This window comes from Arthrobacter sp. 05T47, from assembly GCF_056395825.1.
Genome location: NZ_JBFTKG010000042.1, coordinates 1 through 21,016 on the forward strand (window position 1 = coordinate 1; position 21,016 = coordinate 21,016).

Annotated in this window: 17 protein-coding genes and 1 pseudogene; 8 read left to right on the plus strand and 10 right to left on the minus strand. The window is 66.5% G+C overall.

The window, feature by feature from the left end:
- Positions 1 to 126 precede the first annotated feature (126 nt).
- A complete protein-coding gene (gene efeO, locus AC1DEY_RS20250; RefSeq protein WP_476869555.1) occupies positions 127 to 1,272 on the minus strand; it encodes an iron uptake system protein EfeO in 1,146 nt (381 codons plus the stop codon).
- A gap of 255 nt (positions 1,273 to 1,527) precedes the next feature.
- Between efeO and AC1DEY_RS20255 the strand changes: the two genes are divergently transcribed.
- A complete protein-coding gene (locus AC1DEY_RS20255; protein WP_476869535.1) occupies positions 1,528 to 4,431 on the plus strand; it encodes an AMP-binding protein in 2,904 nt (967 codons plus the stop codon).
- Here AC1DEY_RS20255 and AC1DEY_RS20260 read toward each other — a convergent pair.
- Positions 4,315 to 4,914, minus strand: a pseudogene (locus tag AC1DEY_RS20260) (alpha/beta hydrolase-fold protein); the annotation flags it as partial. The gene AC1DEY_RS20255 and the pseudogene AC1DEY_RS20260 sit on opposite strands and share 117 nt — an antisense overlap.
- A 159-nt stretch (positions 4,915 to 5,073) precedes the next feature.
- Here AC1DEY_RS20260 and AC1DEY_RS20265 point away from each other — a divergent pair.
- Both AC1DEY_RS20265 and AC1DEY_RS20270 read left to right on the plus strand, forming a co-directional pair.
- Positions 5,074 to 5,562 (plus strand): hypothetical protein, encoded by a 489-nt coding sequence (locus AC1DEY_RS20265; RefSeq protein WP_476869536.1) that lies wholly within the window; start codon positions 5,074 to 5,076, stop codon positions 5,560 to 5,562.
- 87 nt (positions 5,563 to 5,649) lie between these two features.
- Entirely contained in the window at positions 5,650 to 6,438 is a 789-nt protein-coding gene (locus AC1DEY_RS20270) for a GNAT family N-acetyltransferase (protein ID WP_476869537.1), read from the plus strand.
- Between the two features lie 61 nt (positions 6,439 to 6,499).
- On the opposite strand, the gene AC1DEY_RS20275 is transcribed toward AC1DEY_RS20270, so the two are convergent.
- The 6 genes from AC1DEY_RS20275 to AC1DEY_RS20300 all read right to left on the minus strand — a co-directional run bounded on the left by AC1DEY_RS20275 (position 6,500) and on the right by AC1DEY_RS20300 (position 12,912).
- On the minus strand, positions 6,500 to 7,942 hold the full coding sequence (locus AC1DEY_RS20275) for an AAA family ATPase (RefSeq protein ID WP_476869538.1): 1,443 nt from the start codon (positions 7,940 to 7,942) through the stop codon (positions 6,500 to 6,502).
- A 59-nt stretch (positions 7,943 to 8,001) separates the two neighbouring features.
- Positions 8,002 to 8,760: a VOC family protein gene (locus AC1DEY_RS20280; RefSeq protein WP_476869539.1), complete on the minus strand. Its 759-nt coding sequence runs from the start codon at positions 8,758 to 8,760 to the stop codon at positions 8,002 to 8,004.
- 1,431 nt (positions 8,761 to 10,191) lie between these two features.
- On the minus strand, positions 10,192 to 10,674 hold the full coding sequence (locus tag AC1DEY_RS20285) for a DinB family protein (protein WP_476869540.1): 483 nt from the start codon (positions 10,672 to 10,674) through the stop codon (positions 10,192 to 10,194).
- Positions 10,675 to 10,792: 118 nt separating this feature from the next.
- Positions 10,793 to 11,452 carry an MBL fold metallo-hydrolase gene (locus AC1DEY_RS20290; protein WP_476869541.1) on the minus strand — a complete coding sequence of 220 codons (660 nt, stop codon included), beginning with the start codon at positions 11,450 to 11,452 and terminating at the stop codon, positions 10,793 to 10,795.
- Positions 11,449 to 12,534, minus strand: coding sequence for an S-(hydroxymethyl)mycothiol dehydrogenase (locus AC1DEY_RS20295; RefSeq protein WP_476869542.1), 1,086 nt, complete (start codon positions 12,532 to 12,534; stop codon positions 11,449 to 11,451). The genes AC1DEY_RS20290 and AC1DEY_RS20295 overlap by 4 nt, the downstream gene beginning before the upstream one ends.
- 120 nt (positions 12,535 to 12,654) lie before the next feature.
- On the minus strand, positions 12,655 to 12,912 hold the full coding sequence (locus AC1DEY_RS20300; RefSeq protein WP_011692168.1) for a mycoredoxin: 258 nt from the start codon (positions 12,910 to 12,912) through the stop codon (positions 12,655 to 12,657).
- 266 nt (positions 12,913 to 13,178) lie between these two features.
- On the opposite strand from AC1DEY_RS20300, the gene AC1DEY_RS20305 reads away from it, so the two are divergent.
- Positions 13,179 to 13,925: an SOS response-associated peptidase gene (locus AC1DEY_RS20305; protein WP_476869543.1), complete on the plus strand. Its 747-nt coding sequence runs from the start codon at positions 13,179 to 13,181 to the stop codon at positions 13,923 to 13,925.
- Positions 13,926 to 13,967: 42 nt separating this feature from the next.
- On the opposite strand, the gene AC1DEY_RS20310 is transcribed toward AC1DEY_RS20305, so the two are convergent.
- A complete protein-coding gene (locus AC1DEY_RS20310; protein WP_476869544.1) occupies positions 13,968 to 14,390 on the minus strand; it encodes a VOC family protein in 423 nt (140 codons plus the stop codon).
- Positions 14,391 to 14,404: 14 nt separating this feature from the next.
- Between AC1DEY_RS20310 and AC1DEY_RS20315 the strand changes: the two genes are divergently transcribed.
- Positions 14,405 to 14,731, plus strand: coding sequence for a chorismate mutase (locus AC1DEY_RS20315; RefSeq protein WP_441409079.1), 327 nt, complete (start codon positions 14,405 to 14,407; stop codon positions 14,729 to 14,731).
- Positions 14,732 to 14,873: 142 nt separating this feature from the next.
- Positions 14,874 to 16,385, plus strand: coding sequence for a GMC family oxidoreductase (locus AC1DEY_RS20320; protein WP_476869545.1), 1,512 nt, complete (start codon positions 14,874 to 14,876; stop codon positions 16,383 to 16,385).
- A gap of 162 nt (positions 16,386 to 16,547) precedes the next feature.
- Here the strand turns inward: AC1DEY_RS20320 and AC1DEY_RS20325 are convergent, their stop codons facing one another.
- Positions 16,548 to 16,934 carry a hypothetical protein gene (locus AC1DEY_RS20325; protein ID WP_476869546.1) on the minus strand — a complete coding sequence of 129 codons (387 nt, stop codon included), beginning with the start codon at positions 16,932 to 16,934 and terminating at the stop codon, positions 16,548 to 16,550.
- 235 nt (positions 16,935 to 17,169) lie between these two features.
- Between AC1DEY_RS20325 and AC1DEY_RS20330 the strand changes: the two genes are divergently transcribed.
- Both AC1DEY_RS20330 and AC1DEY_RS20335 read left to right on the plus strand, forming a co-directional pair.
- The gene (locus AC1DEY_RS20330) at positions 17,170 to 17,505 is read left to right on the plus strand and encodes a DUF6504 family protein (protein WP_476869547.1); all 336 of its coding nucleotides are present in this window, start codon (positions 17,170 to 17,172) and stop codon (positions 17,503 to 17,505) included.
- A complete protein-coding gene (locus tag AC1DEY_RS20335) occupies positions 17,502 to 21,002 on the plus strand; it encodes a DNA polymerase III subunit alpha (protein ID WP_476869548.1) in 3,501 nt (1,166 codons plus the stop codon). Before AC1DEY_RS20330 ends, AC1DEY_RS20335 begins: the two co-directional genes overlap by 4 nt.
- Positions 21,003 to 21,016: the final 14 nt, after the last annotated feature.

Below are 21,016 nucleotides of genomic sequence, written 5' to 3' on the forward strand. Positions count from 1 at the left end.
GGAGCCAGCGGCGGGACAGCCCACGGTTGGCCGAGCCGCCGGCGGCCGGCGGTCCTGCGGCAGCTTCGGACTCCGGCGCGCCGTCGTCGGGAGTGTGCCCGGGGCTGCCGCTGAAGGGGCAGCCGCTCACAGGACTACCGCGGACGTGAGCTTGGCGAGCGGCTCGCCCAGGGCATCCACCAGGGCAGCGAGCTGCTGGACCTGGGCCTGGCTGAGCTCGTTGTAGTAGGCGAAGCCGTCGCCGGCGGAGTGCTGCTTGAGCCCGGTCTGCAAGGCCGCGAACTTTGCCTCCAGGGTGTCGGCGAGGGCCGGGTCCTTGCGCTGCAGCACGGGCTTCAGGCTCTCGAAGGCGATCCGGGCTCCGTCAACGTTGGCCTGGAAGTCCCAGAGATCCGTGTGGGACCAGATTTCTTCCTCACCGGTGACTTTGCCGGTGGCCACTTCGTCCAGGAGTTCCTTGGCGCCGTTGCCGATCTTGTCTGCGGTGAGTTCCACCGTGCGCGTCCGCTGGGCCAGGTCTTCGGTGTCTGCAACGAGCTGTTTGGCCAGGCCGGCGCGTTCCGCGACAGTCAGGGGAGTGTAGCCGGCGGGCGGGAACAGGTCCTTTTCGGCCCGGTGCCAGCCCGTCCAGGCCTGGSCCGGTTCCAGGTCGGCTTCGCGGGCATCGAGCTTSGGGTCGAGGTCCCCGAAGGACTCGGCTACSGGCTCAATGCGTTCCCARTGCATGCGGGTTGCGGCGTAGAGTCCGCGGGCCTTCTCCRGGTCTCCKGCRGCGTAGGCCTCCGCGAACGCCTTCGTTCCGTCCACCAGCTGATTGGTCTGGTCCTTCACGTACGCGGTGTATTGCCGCGTGCCSGTGTCCGCGAGCTCCTGCAGGCCGGCGTCGACGGCGGCATTCGTCCCGGAGTCCGTGACGCTAAAGCCTGCGCGGATTCCGTCGCCCTGCGYTCCGGGCTTGCAGGCCGTGGTGTACTTGCCGGCRGCCGCCGTGACCACCAGGTTGCGGCTCAGGCCGGGACCGATGTTCTCGACTTCGCCGATGACCCGCAGCCCGTCTTCGGCCAGGAGGTAGAAGTCTGTGGCCTGTGATCCGTYGTTCTTGACAGCGAAGGTCAGGTTGCCGCTGGGGACCTGACCGGTGGAGACCTTGCATTCTGTCTGGGTGCTGGTGACCTGGATCGTTCCGTCCGCTGCGGCCGCAGTTTTTGCGTTGTCCATGCAGCCGGTCAGGGCCAGCGGAGCCGCGGTTGCCGCAGCAACCAAGGCAAGCATCTTCCGGAACCGCRGAGTGTTTTTGGGCGGGGTGTTTTTGGGTAGAGCGTTTTTRGGCAGGGTGATACTGGGCATGGGGGAGTCCTTCGKGTCGGTGGGGGCGGTGCCGTGGCGCGGTGGACTTCCCCAACGACGCCGTTGAGGAAACCCTTAGTTAGGGGCACCTAAATAAGGAGGATACTCATTCCGGGCGATTACGCAAACATTTCATACCCTAATTTTGATTAGGTAAGCCTAATCTAATAGCATGGTTTGGTGACCACGCAGCTTGATTTCAAGCGGGTGYCCTTTGCCGCCGATCTTGCGAGCTACGGGGACRAGCCCGCCATCCTCACGGACCACTACGCACTGACCTACCGGGAGCTGGCGGGGCGCGTCGATGAATTGGCGTTGCGGCTCGGCCCGGAACGGCGCCTCGTCGCGCTGGCCGCGASCAACGACCTCGATTCGATCGTGGCCTACCTGGCCGCGCTGACGGCTGGCCACCCCCTGATCCTCCTGCCCGAGGACAAGCCTGCGGCCTTGGAATCCATGGTGGCCGCTTACGACCCTGACGTCGTCATGCGGCCCGGGAACGGGCGGACGGTACTTGAAGAGCGCCGGCCCGGCACCCGCCACGAGCTGCATCCGGACCTGGCGCTCCTGCTGAGCACGTCCGGATCCACGGGCTCGCCGAAACTCGTTCGCCTCTCGCACGCCAACCTGCAATCCAACGCCGAGTCGATCTCGGAGTACCTGAACATCGGCCCGGATGACCGCGCGGCGACGACGCTGCCCATGTCCTACTGCTACGGACTGTCCGTAATCAACAGCTACCTGCTCCGTGGAGCCGGACTGGTGCTCACCGACCTTTCCGTGGTTGATCCATGCTTTTGGGAGCTCTTCCGGCGCCRGGGGGCCACGTCCCTGGCGGCCGTTCCCTACACCTTTGAACTGCTGGAACGGGTCGGGTTCGCGGACATGGACCTGCCCAGCCTGCGCTACATCACGCAGGCCGGGGGGAGGCTGGCGCCGGAATCGGTGAGGAAATACGCCGAACTGGGCCRCCGCCACGGTTGGGAATTCTTCGTGATGTACGGCCAGACCGAGGCGACAGCCCGCATGGCGTACCTCCCTCCGGAACTRGCGGCCGAAGTCCCGGGCGCTGTCGGCATCCCGGTGCCCGGCGGATCGTTCCGCATCGACCCGGTGCCGGGGCTGGAGCACGGCGAACTCGTCTACACCGGCCCCAACGTCATGCTGGGCTACGCCGAGAGCCCGTCGGACCTCGCCGCTGGGCGGACCATCACCRAACTCCGCACCGGCGACCTCGCCCGGAAACACCCGGCAGGTGTCTACGAAGTGGTGGGCCGGCGCAGCCGGTTCGTCAAGATCGTCGGGCTTCGCGTTGACCTTGGACAGGTGGAGCGGCTCCTGGCGGACCTCGGGGTGCGGGCCGCCAGCGCAGGGACGGACGACGGCGTCGTTGTCGCCGTTGAAGGCGACCACGACACTCAGCTGCTGGCCAAGGTGCTCGCCCAGGGCGTGGGCTTGCCGCGAGCGGCCCTTGAGGTGCACGCCGTCGAGCATCTCCCGCGTTTGCCCACGGGCAAACTGGACTACCGGGCTGTCCTGGCCCTGTCTGGGCCGAAACCCGGGCCGGCACCTGAGCCGACGACGGGAAGCGGTGCGCCGGACAGCGTCCGGAAGATCTTCGAGGACGCCCTGGAGTGCGCCGGCATTGGGGACGAGGACACCTTTGTCTCGCTGGGTGGGGACTCGCTGTCCTACGTGGCTGCATCGGTCCGGCTCGAACAAGCCTTGGGTCACCTCCCGCCGGATTGGCATGTCACTCCGGTCCGKGACCTGGAACCTCGGCCCCAGGCTGCCCCGGTCCGGAAGCGGCGGCGGCTCTTTGCRCCACTTGAAACGAGCATCGTGCTGCGGGCGGTGGGGATCGTCCTGATCGTCAGCACACACGTCGGCCTGTTCAGCTGGCAGGGTGCGGCCCACGTGCTCATGGCCGTGGCYGGGTACAACTTCGCGCGCTTCCAGCTCTCCGGGAAGCGTATCCCGCGGCTGCGGCGGCAGTTGGCCAGCGKGGCAAGGATCGTGGTGCCGAGCATGGCGTTCATCGCGCTGGCCTACCTGGTCACCGACAACTACACACCGGTCAACATCCTGCTGCTTAACGCCATCCTCGGACCGGAGGCGGTGACCACCCAATGGCATTTCTGGTTCATCGAAGTCCTTGTCTACCTGCTGGTGGCGGCGACGGCGCTGCTGGCCATYCCGTGGGCKGACCGWGCCGAGCGGCGCTTCCCCCTGCTCTTTCCGCTGGCGCTGACCGGCCTGGGTCTCCTGACCCGCTATGAACTGGTCAACCCCGGGGTGCCGCACACGGCGCCCGCCCTCTGGCTCTTCGCACTGGGGTGGGCTATCGCCCGGTCCCGGACCATTGCCCAGCGTTGCCTGGTCTCGGCCATTGCTGCTCTGACCGTTCCGGGATTCTTTGAGAACCCGGGCCGGGAGTGGACGCTCCTGGCCGGAATCCTGCTGCTTATCTGGCTGCCCAGCATCCCGGTGCCGATGGGCTTGCGCCGGCTCACGGTGATGCTGGCCAGCGCCTCCCTCTACGCATACCTGGTGCACTGGCTGGTCTACCCGCCGCTGGCGGAGATAAGTCCYGCGCTCGCCGTCGTYGTCTCACTCGCCGTCGGGGTAGCCTACTGGGTGCTCTGCATGCGTGTGGCGGGAACACTCAGCCGGCGGCGGGCACGCTCCAGTGCCGCCGGCGCCACAGGGTCGCGGCCRKCTTCACGTGAGGTTCCTGCCYAGGAAGGAAATGACCTCCGGGAGGATGGAACGCCAGTAGCCGCTGTCGTGGCCGCCCTCTTGGAAGGCTCCCTCGTGTGCCCCTGGCAGGTCCTTCACATAGTCCTTCACGCTGAACAGCAGGTTGTCCGCCGTGCCGCAGTCGATTCTCTTCGGCAGCGGCTCCAGCTCCGGCCGCAGCGCGAAGATGTCGTTGGCGGCAAAGTCCGCGGCGCTGTCGAAGTTGTCGGACCGGCCGGCGTCGTAAAGGCTCCAGACTGCCGGGCTCATCGCGGCGACGGCGCGGAGGCCGGGGACCCGGTGCTGGGAGGCCAGGAGCAGGGCGCCGAAGCCGCCCATCGATAGGCCGAACACGGCGAGCCTGCCGGTGTCGACTCCCTGGCTGGCCAGGAGGGGGAGGAAGTCCTCGACCAGCATGGACTGCGTGTCGGTTCCGGAGTCCCGGCGATGCCACCACGTTTCGCCTCCGTCAATGGCAGCGATCGCGAACGGCGTCCCTCCGCGGGCCACATGGCGAGCCAGGACTCCACCTGCATCCAGTTCGTCGAAGACCATGCGGTGGTCCGCGCCCGTGCCATGCAGGAACAGGGCAACGGGCAAGGGAACGGCAGGGGTGTCGCCGGGGGATYCCGGCACGGCCAGCGACCAGCCCGTGGGTTCCTGCGGCCGGAACCGCGAGGTAAAGCTGCCGGAGCGCATGGCGATGGGTTGCGTTGGTGGTGCCTGGCTCGACGTGCCAGGGCCGGCGCACCCCGCGACCGACGCCGCCGCCACGGTGCCGACCCCGAGCCCCAGAAGGGCCCGTCGGGTAATTCCGGGTGATCCCATGGCCCGATCATAGGCCCGACGTGCGTGCGGGAGTCGTAGCTGTGCGGGCTGGGCCCCAATCTGAGCCCCAATTTTGGCCTCTGGCGCACCAGGCAACAGTTCGGGTACGAATTCGGGGCATTAGTAGGCATAGCTTCCTGGATCGGCGACACTCTCGGTATGGCTTTAGACCTGAAGGACCGTGACCGGCGCGCCGCGATAGGCGCCACGGTTGGCGCGCTGGTGCTGGTTGCCTCGGTTTCGGGGTGTTCGTCCACCGCTGGCCAGGAACCGCCTTGTTTCCCGCCCGCCTATTCGCTGAGCCCGACGGAAGCCAAACCGGGGCAAAGCGTCACGGTGTCAGCGCCGGACGCTGCCTGCAATCCACGCTACGGCCAGAACGCACGAATCCAAGTGAGCGTCACCGACGCCGCAGGTGCGGAGGTGGTCAACACCACCTCCGCCATGAACGACGCCGGTGGGTTCACGTACACATTCGTCSTACCCGCCCGGACGGCCGTGGGGGCTGCCGCCGTAACCGCAATGCCCTACAACATTGACTGGTGCGATGACACGGGCCGGAACAACCGCGTGGCGGGAGCAGGGGACGCCCAGGCCGTGCGCGTCTCGTGTGCAATGCCGGTGAAACCCCTGACAATCACCCACTAAGGGACGCTTCCGGCTCACGCCCTGGCCCCGGAATGATCTCCGAGTCCGAGTCCGARTCCGAGTCCGGACCCTGTACCGTGGGTCCCGATGACTCTTTCTGAAGAACTTCTCATTGCCTACGACCAGCAGCTCCGCACAGATGCCGAGACTCCAAGCGCCGTCGCCGGTGAACGGCTCGGCCCGCTGCGCCTGGTGACCTTTCCCGGCGGCAGGGGCTTCGTGACCTATCAGGACCTCGAGGGGGCCAGCGCCCAGACAATCGCGCATTGGGTGGCCGAGGCGCTCGCGTTCTACCGCAACGATCCCAAAATCGTGCGGATCGAATGGAAAACCCGTGGCCACGATCACGCGCCTGGACTCCACGATGCGCTGCTCGCAAACGGATTTGAGCCCGATGAGACCGAATCGATCATGATCGGTCCTGCCAGCGCGCTGAATGCGGAGGTGCCGCTCCCGCCCGGCATCAGCCTGCGGCGGTTCACCGAAGAACGGGATATCCGCGCCATGAGCGCGATGCAGGATGAGGTTTTCGGTGATTCCGTTTCTGACGGCAATGCTGATGCAATCCTGCATCGCGTGGCCCTGGACGACGGTATGGAACTGTGGGTGGCCGAGCATGATGGGGCGATTGTGAGCGCGGGCCGCCTCGAGCCAGTACCGAACACGGACTTCGCGGGCATCTGGGGCGGGGCAACACGTGCACAATGGCGCGGCCAGGGTATTTATCGGGCKCTCACCGCGGCCCGGGCCCGAGCAGCGCTGGCGCTGGGSAAGACACTCATCCACAGCGACTCGACAGAYTATTCGCGGCCAATCCTGGAACGCTCCGGCTTGCACCGGGTGTCAACAACCACTCCCTACCGCTGGCGGCGTTGACGGCCCACGCACGTCCGCCGGCATTGCCGTCACCCGGCATGACTGCCGGAGGGGAATTGAACTAGCCCCCGGGRTAAAAAGGTGCCGGCGGCCCGGGAAATGGTCCTCCATTGCCCCCAGGGTCGCCCCCGCTGCCGCTGCCGAGGAGGCTTCGGGTGAGGGCGGCGCTGTCGGCCATCAGGTCATCCACAGCCTTCACCAGATGAGGGTCCGCCACGGGCGCGCCTTCCAACGCGCCGGCAACCACCGCCCGGCGGACGAGTTCGCGCGCGAACGAGGCAGTGGTGCCGTCGGTGCGGGCCGCGGCATCGTCAATTGCGTCCGGGGTGAAGGGAATACCGCGGGCATACAGTTTGATCAGCGAGACCCGCTCCGCCTGGGCCGGCAGGGGGATTTCCACGGCCAGGTCCACACGTCCGGGACGCTGKGCGAGGGCACGTTCGAGCATRTCCACGCGGTTGGTGGTGAGGACGAACGCCACGTCGGCGTCGCTGGCCAAACCGTCCATGGCGTCCAGCACCTCGAACAGCAGCGGCTGGGGTCCGTGCCCGAAGCTGCGGTCCTCGGCGATGAGATCACAGTCCTCCAGAACGACGATGGACGGCTGCAGGGCCCGGGCCATGGTGGCGGCTTCTGAGATCCTGGCGAGCGATCCCCCCGAAAGGAGGATTGCGGTGACATCTTCGCTTCGACTCAACAAATACCGCACCGTGTGGGTCTTTCCGGTCCCCGGCCTGCCRTAGAGCAGGATCCCGCGTTTGAGGTGCTGGCCGTACTTGTCCAGCGAGTCCCGGTGCTCGGCRATWCCTAGGGCGTGGTCCGACACTTTCCCCAGCAGCCCATCGGGCAGGATGACATCGGACGCGGCAAGGGCCGGCCGGGSGTGAAAGGTCACCCCGGCCGCGCTAGGACCATACTCGCCCATCACCAACGAAATGACCTGSCCCTTRAGTACGCTGCGGTGCTGCATACGRCGGCGGAACTCCGAGAGGAAGCGTGCGGCCTGATCGGTGGCGCCGGCCAAGACCTCGAGGGACGCTGACTGTCGGCCATACCGTGGGTTGGCGTCCCGCTGCAGCACCGCGAGTGGACTGCCTTCGTGGCTGAATAGCCATAGTCCCAGTGCCACGGCCTGCCGCTGCTGGTCCGGGCCGACAGCGAGGTTGGTGTAGTCCGGCTGGGACAGCGGGTATTGAGGATATAGCTGGGACTGCTGCAGCATGTCGCTCAGCGAATGATGGTGCCGTTGGTCTCCTCCGCCGATGCCCACGAGCCGGAACTCGGGGTCCTCTGCGGCGAGCTCTTCCATAAGGATGTCCGAGTCCACGAACCGATGCGGCGGAATTTCCTCMACCACCACAGCCACTGATTCTGCCTGGACCCCCARATGGTYGGTGAGCGTGGTCARCAGCTGGGTTCCCGGCTGCACCCGATGCTGCCCGGACTGTGCGAGCTCCACCAGACGCGCGAAATTGTCGATGAACTTCCCCAAAATTTCATCCATGGGCTGACCCTACCAGTACCGTCTTGGGGTGCTGACGCCTATGAACGGCAAGACCAGAGTCAGCCGGTGGTGGCGCTGACCGCGATGACGCCGCCTTGCGGGTCACTGATCACGGCGCTGCGAAATCCCGGTGTGTCCRTGGGCGCCATCAAGATGCCRCCACCGAGAGCGACGGCGTGCCGGGCGATGGCGTCSGCGTCGTGGACGGCRAAATTGACGCTCCAATGCGGCGGAACCGCGAGGCCGTCTGTGGCCGCCRCAACSGCCACGACCCGGCCCTTGCGGAGCCACCGCGAGAAAGGCGCGTCGGTCCCCGAATCGACTTCCCAGCCGAACAGTGCGCCATAGAATGCCTGGGCACGCTCGGGATCTGTGGTGTGAAGGGAGCTCATGGCCCAGCAGTTCGGCTCATTGGCCAGCTCGGCGCCGTCGTTSCCGCCCGCCTGCCGCAGGCAGAACGGGACGCCGGTGGCATCGGTGAGCACAGCAATTTGGTCGCCCGGGCCGGCATCAAACGGCTCCAGGCGCTTGCCTCCAGCCCGTTCGGCACGAGTCAGGGTTTCCCCGACGTCGTCGACCCGCACGTGGGTGATCCACCCCGCCGGCGACTGCGGCGGCGCCTGCCCGATGCCCGCCACCAGCTTCCCGCGCAAGCGCGCGGCGTAATAGTCGCCGTCGAGACCGGCCGGCATCGGCGTCGGCTCGTCAAAACTCCAGCCGAAGAGCGAACCATAGAATTCTTTGGCCGCCCGGGGATCGGGCTGCCAGGCGTCGACCCAGCAAGGCGCGCCGATTGAAGAGATATCTCGCACTGTCATTGATCAAACCCTTTCGGCGGGCCGGACTAGGCGGAAACATTGTTTCCCAGGCCGGCGCATTGAGGCAAGACCGAACCGGGGCAAGTCCCATGGGTTTCTCCGCTCGTGGAGAGCTCATGGACCAGTACGGTAGGCTCGCAAAACAATATGGCCAATTGGGGGGACCATGAATAAGCGAATAAAAATTGGAATTGGAGCTGTTTCGCTCACACCACTGCTCGCGCTGGGGTTGTCTKCTGTCTTCGGTTCTTCAACTTCCAGTCCTGTTGACACTGCCTCTGGCGGACTTGAGCATCCCGAGTGCTACAACGAGGCGAGGCTGAGCGATCCGAACGACTTCTGCTACCGGACAATGGGTCCTTGGAACAGCACCAAGTCCTCCGACGAGGAAGTCCGGAGCATGATCTCCGTTGAGCAAATGATTGAGGCCGGCAGGACCGTTCAAGAAATCCGGCGATACTACCCGGAGTATTCTCCAGGCACGAAATAGCGTGCCGAGGACCYCTTGCGGACAGCGTCCCGCATTGACTTGACGRCGTGCGCGTAGGGAYCTGAAGGAGGGAYTGCCGGCMCCGCAACTTGGACCTTGAGARCCCCGGCTTTCCTGCTGAAGTATCCGGTTCGAACGCCCTCAAATTCTGGAGTGAGAATGGGTCCCGGGATATGGAACTCAATGTTGATCCGAAGGCTGGARTCAATTTCACCYCTGATSTCCCGCACGGCAATGCTGAGGCGTTGGATCGTCTCTGTCCAGATTTTACTTTCTGGCGTCTGGCCACCSACGATCATCCCGATGGAGAGCACCGGATGTATGTCGTTCCTCACCGAAATCACGCTCSCAACGGGTAGTGGTCCAGGGTCACTTCGGCCATTAAAGTTTCTGAGTCCGGRGCCTACACGGCGCAGYCTCAAACGGCTGGTAATCCACACGCAGGGTTTGGTCCACTCACACTGGAACGGATTGCGGGAACTCAGGTAAGTGTCGACGGAATAGTTGCATATGAATTGTTACTCTCTTTTCCTTTCATGCGGCAAACGCGATTGATACCCTGAATTTGGTCAGGAAGCGGCCGCCCWYTTCGTTGCGGGAGTCCCAGCCCCATGCCCACCAGAACCGATGTCACMGTCAGCCCCGGCGCCGGCTTGCTGGCGGTTGCTGCCGTCCGACTGGCCGCCCGCAGTGCCGTCGCCCTGCTCCCAGTCCCAGGCCCAGTCCCAGGCTCCAGCACCCCCACTGCGGCCGGCCTGCCCGGTTCCTTGCGCGGACGCTGCCGCCCAGGCAGGCAGGGCAACAGCCCCGAYCCGGGGCTCCCATAGACCAGCGCGGATGCGACCCTGTGAAAACGCATCGGGGGTGGGCCGCATCCGCGCTAAACCTGCACCCGCCGGGCAAACRTGTAGGGACATTCCGGGAACCGCGAYTTGGCACCGTCAGGWGCGCGCGGCGAGGATCTGYTCGCGCAGGATGTCCGCGTGGCCGCAGTGCTGSGCGAGTTCMCGGAGCATGTGCAGGTAGACCCAGCGCAGGGGCAGCGGACCGCGCCTGTTGCCCCTGACCAGGTCGTCCAGGTCGAGGGAAGCAGCCTGACGGCGTGAATCCTCGCAGGCCTGGACGTAGGTGGCCTGTAGACCGGCGATGGTGTCGCCCTCTTCGAGGATGAACGATTCATCCGGAGTSGCCGGGATACCGATTTCCTGCCGCGTCCTGCACGTGATGGCCTCGTCAAACCAGACCTTTTCCACGACGGTGGCGTGCTTGAGAAGYCCCAGGAGGGTGGTYCTTGACGGCACCAGGGACGCCCGGGCCTCCTGKTCGGTCAGTCCGTCGAGGCAGGCKAGCAGATCYGCMCGGTGCTCATCGAGGAACGCGTCGAACTGGGTCCGCATGTCTGCGGTGAAGGTTGCGGGTTCCATGCTGGGGTTTGGTCTCATGGCCCCACAGCCTAGTACCCGGCGGCCGGSTATCGGGGGACCCGGACACGCCARYGCGGTCCAGGTCCCCACGAATCCGGTCCGGCGGAATGAGGMGCCGTCAGTGTCCCCGCGCGATCCAKTCCTCSAGGTGGCCGGCCTCTTCACCGATCGTCGTCGGATCMCCGTGGCCGGTRCGGACCACCGTGTCCGCGGGCAACGGCAGGAGCCGGTTCCGGATGGATTCGATAATGGTGGGAAAGTCGCTGAAGGAACGTCCGGTCGCTCCCGGACCGCCCYTGAACAGCGTGTCGCCGCTGAACACGGTGTTTTCCAACCCGGWGCCCTCGWWCCCGGWGCCCTCGWWCCCGRKCAGGAAGCACACGGAGCCGGGGGAATGACCGGGKGTGTGGAGTGCCACCAGCCCGGCACCGGCGACGTCGAACGTGTCGCCGTCGGCAATGGCGTGGTCCGGCGCGGTGCCGGGGAACACCTGCTCCCAGAGCATCCAGTCCGCCCGGTGCAGGTAAACGGGCGCGTCCACGAGCGTCCGGACCTCGCCCACGGCGCGGATGTGGTCATCATGGCCGTGCGTKAGCAGGATCGCCTTGACCGTCCTGCCCGCGACGGCGGCGGCCACCGCAACGGGATCGTGGGCGGGGTCGATGATGACGCATTCGGTGTCGTCGCCGATGATCCAGACGTTGTTGTCCACGTCCCAGGTCCCGCCGTCGAGCGAAAACGTTCCGGAGGTGACCAGCCGGTCGATCCGGAGGCTCACAGTTCCACCACCGAGCGCAGCACCGAGCCGGCATGCATCTTGCCGAACGCTTCCTCGATCTGCTCGATCGTGATCCGCTCGGTCACGAAGGCGTCCAGGTCCAGCTTGCCCTGCCGGTAGAGGCTGATGAGCATGGGGAAGTCCCGCGAGGGCAGGCAGTCGCCGTACCAGGAGGACTTCAGCGAGCCGCCGCGGCCGAACACGTCCAGCAAGGGCAACTCCAGCGTCATTTCGGGGCTCGGGACGCCCACCAGGACCACGGTGCCGGCGAGGTCACGGGCGTAGAAGGCCTGCTTGTACGTTTCCGGGCGGCCGACGGCGTCGATCACCACATCGGCGCCGAAGCCGCCGGTCAGCTYGCGGATCGCCTYGACGGGGTCGACGGCSGAGGAGTCCACCGTGTGGGTGGCGCCGAGGTCCTTGGCGCGCTGGAGCTTCTTGGCATCGATGTCGACGGCGATCACMGTGGTGGCGCCGGCAAGCGCYGCRCCGGCRACGGCCGCCACGCCCACTCCGCCGCAGCCRATCACGGCRACCGAATCGCCGCGCTGGACGTTRCCGGTGTTGATTGCCGCGCCGATGCCTGCCATGACGCCGCAGCCGAGCAGYCCGACGGCGGCGGGGTCGGCGKCGGGGTCCACCTTGGTGCACTGGCCKGCGGCAACGAGGGTCTTTTCGGCGAAGGCGCCGATGCCAAGTGCSGGGGCCAGCTCCGTGCCGTCCTCCAGCGTCATCTTCTGGGTKGCGTTGTGGGTGTTGAAGCAGTACTGRGGCTCACCGCGGCGGCAGGCCCGGCACTCGCCGCAGACGGCACGCCAGTTCAGCACCACGCGGTCGCCGGGGGCGACSTCCGTGACGTCCSGCCCCACCGCACTGACAACGCCGGTGGCTTCGTGGCCGAGCAGGAACGGGAAGTCGTCGTTGATGGCGCCCTGCTTGTAGTGCAGATCTGTGTGGCAGACGCCGCAGGTCAGGATGTCAACGAGTGCCTCGCCGGGGCCCGGGTCCGGCACCAGGATCGTCTCCAGGGTGACGTCGGCATTCTTGGAACGGACTACTGCTGCTTTGACTTTATGGACCATGAAACAAGCTCCTCTGCTCTGGACGCGGATTTCTCGCACAACTTACTGGCACAACGGGCGGCGGCGCGGCCCTTGGGAGGCCGCGCCGTCGTGGTTTGGTGTCTTGGTTACAGGSAGGGAYTAGGCSGCGAGCCGGCTCTTGACCTCTGCYGCRGAGGGRTTGGTGGCGGCGGTGCCGTCCGGGAACAGCACCGTGGGGACGGTGCGGTTGCCKCCGTTGAGCTGCTCGACGAGATCGGCGGTGCCTTCGACTTCCTCGATGTTGATCTCGGTGTACCCGATGCCCTGCGCGTCCAGCTGCTTYTTCAACCGGTTGCAGTAGCCGCACCACGTGGTCGAAAACATGGTGATGGTGCCGGATTCGGGGGTGAAGTCCACGAAGTTCTCCTCAAACATATGGGTAGGGCCGGCGTGTAGGCCGGCCCCACTGAAGTCGTACGTCACTACCAACAACCGTACCCCGGAGCCCGCTATTCCCGCAGGCGCGTGACGGCACTGCRCACGGATGACGCGAATTCGGGGAAAGCTGCGAAGTCGCCGGAAAGTTCCGGCGACTTCGCACGTTTCCGGCGACCTCGGCGGGCTGAGCAGAGAATCACGAAGGCGCGGATGACACGGAATGGGTGCGGTGGCATGCTGGTGCCATGTGTGGACGCTACGTGATGGCCCGGGCCGTCGGGGACCTGCTGGCCGAATTCGATGCCGGGCTGGAGGATGAGATCGCGATTCCGCCGTCGTGGAACGTGGCCCCGACGGCGGATGTGCCGATCCTGCTCGAACGGCTGGTGGACGGGGAGCCGGTCCGCCAGTTGCACATCGCGCGCTGGGGCCTGGTGCCCTCCTGGGCCAAGGACCCGGGCATCGGGTCGAAGATGATCAATGCCCGCAGCGAGACCGTGCTGGAGAAGCCTGCCTTCCGGAAAGCGACCCGCTCCCGGCGCTGTGCCGTCCCCGCGGACGGCTACTACGAGTGGAAGGGCGAGGGCCGCAGCAAGCAGCCCTACTACGTCCATCCCACGGACGGGCACCCCATTGTCTTCGCAGGACTCTACGAATGGTGGAGGGACCCGTCCAAGGCTGAGGGCGACCCGGAGCGCTGGATGCTCTCGACCTCGATCATGACCACCGACTCCCCGCCGGAGGGCTACGCCGGGGGAATGCTGGCCGAATTGACCGCGCTGCATGACAGGGTTCCGCTGCCCATGAACCGCGAGACGATGCAGACGTGGCTGGACCCGCAGGCCGATGACGCGGCCGGACTCGTGGACCTGGTCCGGGCCGGGGCGCACGACGTCGCGGAAGGCTGGACGATCGACGCCGTCGGCACCGCCGTCGGGAACGTCAGGAATGACTCACCGGAACTCATCCAGCCGGTGGGGAGCCTGTTCTAGGACTTCAGAGCCCCGGCATGGGCCGGCGTTGGGTACCGGACTTCAAAGCGTTACTTTGCCGCCGCCGTCGACCACCCAGTCTGGGTTGAAGGCAACCTCCCAGCGGTAGCCGTCGGGGTCGGCGAAGTAGCCGGTGTAACCGCCCCAGGACTGGGTCTTTGGTTCGGCGATGATGGACGCTCCGGCGCTCTCGGCTTCGGCCATCACCCAGTCGACTTCTGCCGTGCTGGCCAGATTGTGGCTCAGGGTGATGGTGGCAATGCCGGCAGGGGCGTCGGTGGCCGCTTCGGACTGCATTTGGCCCGCGTCCCAGAGGGAGAGGATGAGGCCGTGGTTGACCTGGATGAAGAGCACCTCCCCGGGCACTTCCCGGTGGACCGGCCATCCGAGGCCATCGACGTAGAAGCGGTGTGAGGCGTCAACACTGCGGACACCTAGTGATATGAAGTCGACTCGTGGCTGCATCTTTCGATACTGTCATGCACATGCCCACAAATCACGCAGACGACAAGGCCGCCCAGGCCGACCGCGAACAGCTCGCCGCCGTGCGGGTGGCTGTTGACGAGGTGGACGAGCAGATTGTGTCCCTGATCGGGCGCCGTGAGCGTCTGATCCGGATCGCCGGGACCCTCAAGGCGGACAGCGCCGAGGTCCGTGCGCCCGGCCGTGTGGAGCGGGTCATCGAACACGTCCGCGCGACGGCGGAAAAGAAGGACATCGACGTTGAACTTGTCGAGAAGACCTACCGGGCGATGATCGACGCTTTCATCACCCTCGAGCTGGAAGTGTACAAAGCCGGCAGCTAAATCCTCCTGATTGTCCAGACGGACGGGTATCCGTGCCGTCGGCGTTCATGGCGGCCCGGAGACCTCTCTTGGCCCGCTCGATTTCCGAACTAGTCAAATACCGGCCACCGGCCGAGACTGGAGTTGGAAGCGAGGGCAAGCGATGAAGAGCCGGTATGACGTGGCCGTGGTGGGTGCGGGCAGTGCAGGCTGCGTGTTGGCTTCGCGGCTCAGCGAGGACGCCGACCGCGAGGTGGTGCTGTTCGAAGCGGGGCCGGACTACCCGGCGGCAAGGCTTCCGGCCGACCTCGCGGACGGCATCCATGGCACCAGCACGGCCTCGCACGACTGGGGGCTACATGGAACAGGCGTCGCCGGCGGTCCTCCGTTGGACCTTCCGCAGGGGCGGGTGACCGGCGGCTCGTCGGCCGTCAATGCCACCTTCGCCCTGCGCGGGCATCCGGCCGATTACGACGGCTGGGCCTTGCCGGGATGGACTTTCGCGGACGTGCTGCCCTCTTTCCTCCGCCTTGAGCATGACCAGGACTTCGGGTCGTCGCCCTATCACGGGACGGACGGCCCTGTGCCGATCCGCCGCTATCAGGGGGACGAACAGTCCGAGCTCACGCTTGCGATGGAGGACGCCATCGCGGAGGTTGGGATCCCGCGAATTCCAGACCACAACGCCCCGGGGGCTGTCGGTCTCTCGGCGCTACCAGTCAACTGTGTGCGGGGCCTGCGGGTCAGTACGGCGCTGGCCTATCTGGATCCCGTCCGCTCCCGGCCCAACCTGACGATCCGCGCGACCTGTCCGATCGCCGAGGTCGTGCTACGGCGCGGGCGTGCGATAGGTGTCCGGTCCTCCGAGGGCGAGATCATCGCGGCCGATGAGGTGATTGTCTGCGCTGGCGCCTACCATTCGCCCGCGCTGCTCATCCGCTCTGGCATCGGCCCCGCCGCGGACGTAGCCGCATTGGGCAGGCCCGTCACGATCGACCTGCCGGGTGTGGGGACGAATCTTGCCGACCACCCGTGGGTGGCAATCGACCTGCCCTGTCTCCAGCCACTCGGAGACCCTCCCATCTTCCAGATGCTGGCGACAGCCCGGAGCAGCCGGAGTTCCGCGGCGGATCCACCGGATCTCCAGCTCATGGTCTGCGGACCGTACCGGCTCGGGGACGGGTACCGCTGCATGCTCGCCGCTGCGTTGTTGAAGYCGGCGTCGCGCGGCGAGGTGCGGCTGCTCACACTCGACCCGACGGCCGCACCGGCCATCGACCTCGGGTACTTCCGCAATCCGGTGGACATCGATCGATTGGTGGAGGGCCTGCAGCTCGCGGACGCCGCCGCGGCCCACCCTCATCTGACCCGGATCACTGGCGGTTCCCGGCTCGCGCCCCAGAAGGACCTGGTGGCTGACGCCGTCGCCGTTCGCACCTGGATCAAGGCCACGGCCACGACTTACCACCACCCCGTGGGTACCTGTGCGATGGGAACGGACCCCCGGGCCGGCGCTGTGGTCGACACCTCGGGACGGGTGTACGGAGTGCCGGGCCTCTCGGTAGTCGACGCCTCGATCCTTCCTGAACCGCCGTCGGCTAACATCAACATCCCCACGATCATGGTCGCCGAGCACATCGCGGCCCGGCGTCGAGGGGTCGGGGCGGGATCCTGAGGCGGGTAGGGGGTATGCCACATTCGTCGGCATTGTCTCCGCCGACGTCGGGAAAGCGACCGAAAGCGTGCCGCCACGGCTTCGACTGCAACGGATTTCTGTTGGACTGATTAAGGCCCGCGCAGCCGCCACTTCCGCACGGCCGGGGTCGGTTCCTGCCGCCTAGAGGGCCTCTTCGACAGGCACGTTGGCCTGGTAGTCCCGGCCGTCACAATCGCTGAAGGCGGTCATGAGGTGGCCCTTGGGCAGGCCCAGGACAGTCGCGATGGGGAAGTTTCCGGTGATGGTGTTTCCTGAGTGTTCCACGCCTTTGAGGTCGAAGTTCTCTTCCGTGCCGTCATGGTTGAAGAAGTAGAAGGAGACCGCCTCGCCGTTCATGAACTCAATGCCCAGTCTGCGTTGATGGGAGTAGTCCGGCTCGGCTGCCAGCAGGCCCACCACGTAGGCGCCTTGCCCCGGGATATTGCCGTCTATATCGAAGGTCGCCACCAAGGTTGAATTCTTGGCGGCGACCTTTACGTGCTTCAGGAGTGCGMTATGGGAGCTCATGGCTCAATCCTGCTACCTGTGCCATCGTCCGTCCACCCCCGATCTGGGTTTTGTCGCCTCTTCGACGTAGACTGATTTTATTCGAAGATATGTTCGAATAAATTCAGGTTCGAATCAATACGGGTTCGAATCAATACAGAAGCGCTGGACCTTGAAGTAGCTGGAACTTGAAGTAGACAGGGAAAGCCAAAGCGGGGACTGGGCCGGCCCAGCCCGGACTGGGTCGGGAGGCAACGTGGGCATGTTCAGCGAGTCCGTGGATGTCGCCTGCACGCCCTCGGGCCAGCCCCTGCGCCTGGACTGGGCCGGACGTCGCTACACGGTCTGCGCTGAACCTGTCCGCTGGTTTGAACGCCGCCAGTGGTGGGCAGAAGAAAGCCGGGCGCCGCTCGGGAGCGGGCCGGGACTGGTGGATCACGAGATCTGGCGGGTCCAGGTCCGTGCCGCCGGTGACCACGCCGGGGCCTCCACTCTCACCCTTGACCTGACCAGGCATATCGGAAGCGGCCGCTGGCGGCTCCTGAGGATCCACGACGCGCTGCAGCCCCTCCGGAAGCCCGAGACAGCATGAGCTTCACCCATCTGCACGTCTCCACTGCCTTCAGCGCCCACTATGGCGTCTCCTGGCCGGACGAGCTGGCCGCCGCGGCCGCCGCCGACGGCGCCACCGCCCTGGCCTGCACAGACCGCGACGGGCTCTACGGAACCGTCAAGCACCTGAAGGCGTGCATGGCCGCCGGCCTGGATGCGATCGTCGGCGTGGACCTCGCGGTATTTGACGACGACGGCGACCTCCGCACCCAGCTCGGGGGACGCGTCGTCGTGCTGGCGCACGGGCACAACAACGGCGCCGGCTACAGGGCGCTGTGCCGTCTGATCTCCGACGCCCATGCCCGCACCACGGGCAAGGCCGGGGGAGCAGTACCGGTGGCCGTCACCCGGGCCGAACTGGCCTCCCGCACCCTGCACCCGGAAACCTTGCAGCCGGTCCTGACGGTGCTGATCGGCCCGGACTCCGACGTCGGCCGTGCCATGGGCGGCCGGCGGTACCTGCGGCCCCGCACCCTGTTCAAACGCTGGCTGGACGCCATGCCTCCCGGAACGCTCGCCGCGGAAGCAGTGTCCCAGCTCAGCCCGCCCGGGGAACCCCTGAGCACCGCCCACGCGGTGCGCATGCTGAAGCTCGCGGCTGAACACGGGGTGCCCGCCGTCCTGAGCAACGCCGTGCGGTATGTGGCCGAGGACGGCGCGGCCACGGCCGATGTGCTGGACTCGGCCCGGACGCTCAAATCACTCCCCGAGCTCTCCGCCGCCCCTCTGTTGCAGCCCAACGGGCAGGGCTGGCTCAAATCGGCGGCCCAGATGCTGCAGCTGGGCAAGGAGATCATCCATGCCGCCGGCTACGGCACGGCGGACCTCAAACGGCTCCTCGCCCAGACCGAGGCGCTCGCGGACCGCTGCCGCATGGATCCCGTGGCAGACATGGGCTGGAAACAGCCCGTGGTCCCGGAAGCCTCCGTGATCGGGATCGACGGCGACGCGCTCGCAGAGCTGACCCTGCGCTGTGAGGCCGGCATCGGCCGCCGTTTCCCGGGAATTACCGGGCGGCAGGAACAACAGATGCGGAGCCGGCTGGAGCACGAGCTCCGGATCATCGACTCGCTGGGGTTCGCCTCCTACTTCCTGACCGTCGCAGAGGTCTCCCGGATGATCCTGGACCTGGGCGTCCGGGCCGCCGCCCGCGGTTCCGGCGCCTCCAGCCTGGTCAACTACCTGATCGACATCAGCCAGGTAAACCCGCTCCAGCACGACCTCATCTTTGAACGTTTCCTTTCCCGCGACCGCGCCACCCTGCCCGACATTGACATCGACGTCGAAAGCGCCGAACGGCACAACGTCTACCGGAAGATCTTTGAACGCTTCGGCGCCGAGCGCGTCACGCTGATGAGCATGCAGAACGGCTACCGCGCTCGCGGTGCCGTGCGCGACGCCGGCCTGGCCCTGGGCATGGACGACGGAGAGGTCGGGGAGATTGCCAAGCAGCTGTGGCGGTTCTCGGCACGGCACTTCCGCGAAGCCCTCGCGGAGAAACCCGAACTGAAGGAGTTTGCGGACCGGGTCGAGCAGCGCGGCTTCACCGAAAACCAGCAGCTGGACCTGCTGGTGGACCTCACGGAGCGGCTGGACCGGCTGCCCCGCCACATCTCCATGCACCCGTGCGGGGTCATCCTCGGCGATGCCACCTTGCTGGACCGCACCCCCGTCCAGCCCAGCGGCCTTGGCCTGCCCATGAGCCAGTTCGACAAGCACGACATGGACCCCATGGGCATGCTCAAACTCGATGTCCTGGGCGTCCGGATGCAGAGCGCCATGGCCTTTGCCGTCCGGGAAGTCATCCGGCTCCACCCCTCCAAAGCCGAGGTGGTCGCCGCCGGCGCGCATCCGGCCGGCACGGACGGGGCCGGCCCGGATTACATCGCCGAGGACGGGCGCATCGACCTCAACGCGGTCCCGCTCGATGACGAGCCAACCTTTGAACTGATCCGCAGCACCCACACCCTGGGCTGCTTCCAGATCGAATCCCCGGGCCAGCGCGAACTGATCGGGAAGATGGCGCCACGGGATTTCAACGACCTCATCATTGACATATCGCTGTTCCGGCCCGGCCCGATGAAATCCGACATGGTCCGGCCCTTCCTGGAGCACCGGCACGGATTCGCCCCCGAGGTCTACCCGCATCCCCACCTCAAGCCGGTCCTCAAGGAGACCCACGGGGTCACCGTTTTCCACGAACAGATCCTCAAGACCTTCGACGTGATGACCGGGTGCGGGCTGGCACGCGCGGACGAGTTCCGCCGGGCGCTGGGCAACGAGGTGCTGGAGGCCAAGGTGGAGGAGTTCTTCCGGAAGGAGGCGCGGGCACGAAACTACAGTCCCGAGGTGGTGGACAAGGTCTGGGGCACGCTGAAAGCCTTTGGCAGCTTCGGGTTCTGCAAGGCCCACGGCGCCGCGTTCGCCGTGCCCACCTACCAGTCGGCCTGGCTCAAGACGCACCACCCGGAGGCCTTCCTCGCCGGACTCTGGGAACACGACCCCGGCATGTACCCCAAACGCCTGCTCGTGGCCGAGGCCCGCCGGCTGGGCATCCCCATCCTGCCCCTCGACATCAACCGGAGCCAGGCGGAGTACCGGGTGGAGCCTGTGGAATCCGGGCCGGACCGGGGCAGGCTAGGCATCAGGCTGAGCCTGAACGGCATCTTCGGGCTTTCCGGTGCCGAGCTGAAGCGGATTGTGGCCGGCCAGCCCTACGATTCGCTGGCCGACCTGCGCGCCCGGTCACGGCTGAGCAGGCTCAGCATCCAACGCCTTGCGCAGCTGGGCGCCTTCGATTCGCTGCATAAGGCGTCCGGGGGAGCAGCCAACAGGGCGGATCTGGTCCAGCACCTGCAGAAGCTCCAGGGCCGTTCCTCGCGGAAGGGCGTGGAGGTCATTGAAGGCCAGCTGGCGTTGCCGCTGGGGGACGTTGAACTGAAGAACCTGAAGGCGGTTCTCCCGGCGCCGAGCATGGTGGATAACGTCCGGGCTGAACTGGACCTGATGGCCGTGGACGTCACGGAGCACCTGATGACCAGCCACCGGCCGCTGCTGGACCGGCTCGGCGTCACCACCGCGGACAAGCTGCTGGGACTGCGCAATGGCACGGAGGTGCTGGTTGCCGGGGTGCGGGTGGCCACCCAGACCCCGCCCATGCGGGGCGGCCGCCGGGTGGTGTTCATCAGCGTCGACGACGGAACTGGCTGCGTGGATTCCGTCTTCTTCCACGAGGCGCAGGAGCAGTCCGGATCCCTCCTGTTCGGCACCCGGCTGCTGCTGATCCGCGGCACCACCCGCCGGACCGGGCCGCGGGGGATCAGCATCAGCGCCAGCATGGCCTGGGACCTCAGCCGAACGGAAACCCTGCCGTTCCCGCAGCCGGTGCGGGGCGCCCCGGCCTACCGCGAGCCGGAGCTGCCCGGTCCCCTGGACGGGATCAGCAGGAACCTCGCCATCACCGGGCTGGGCGGCTGAGTGGCGCGTTGGTT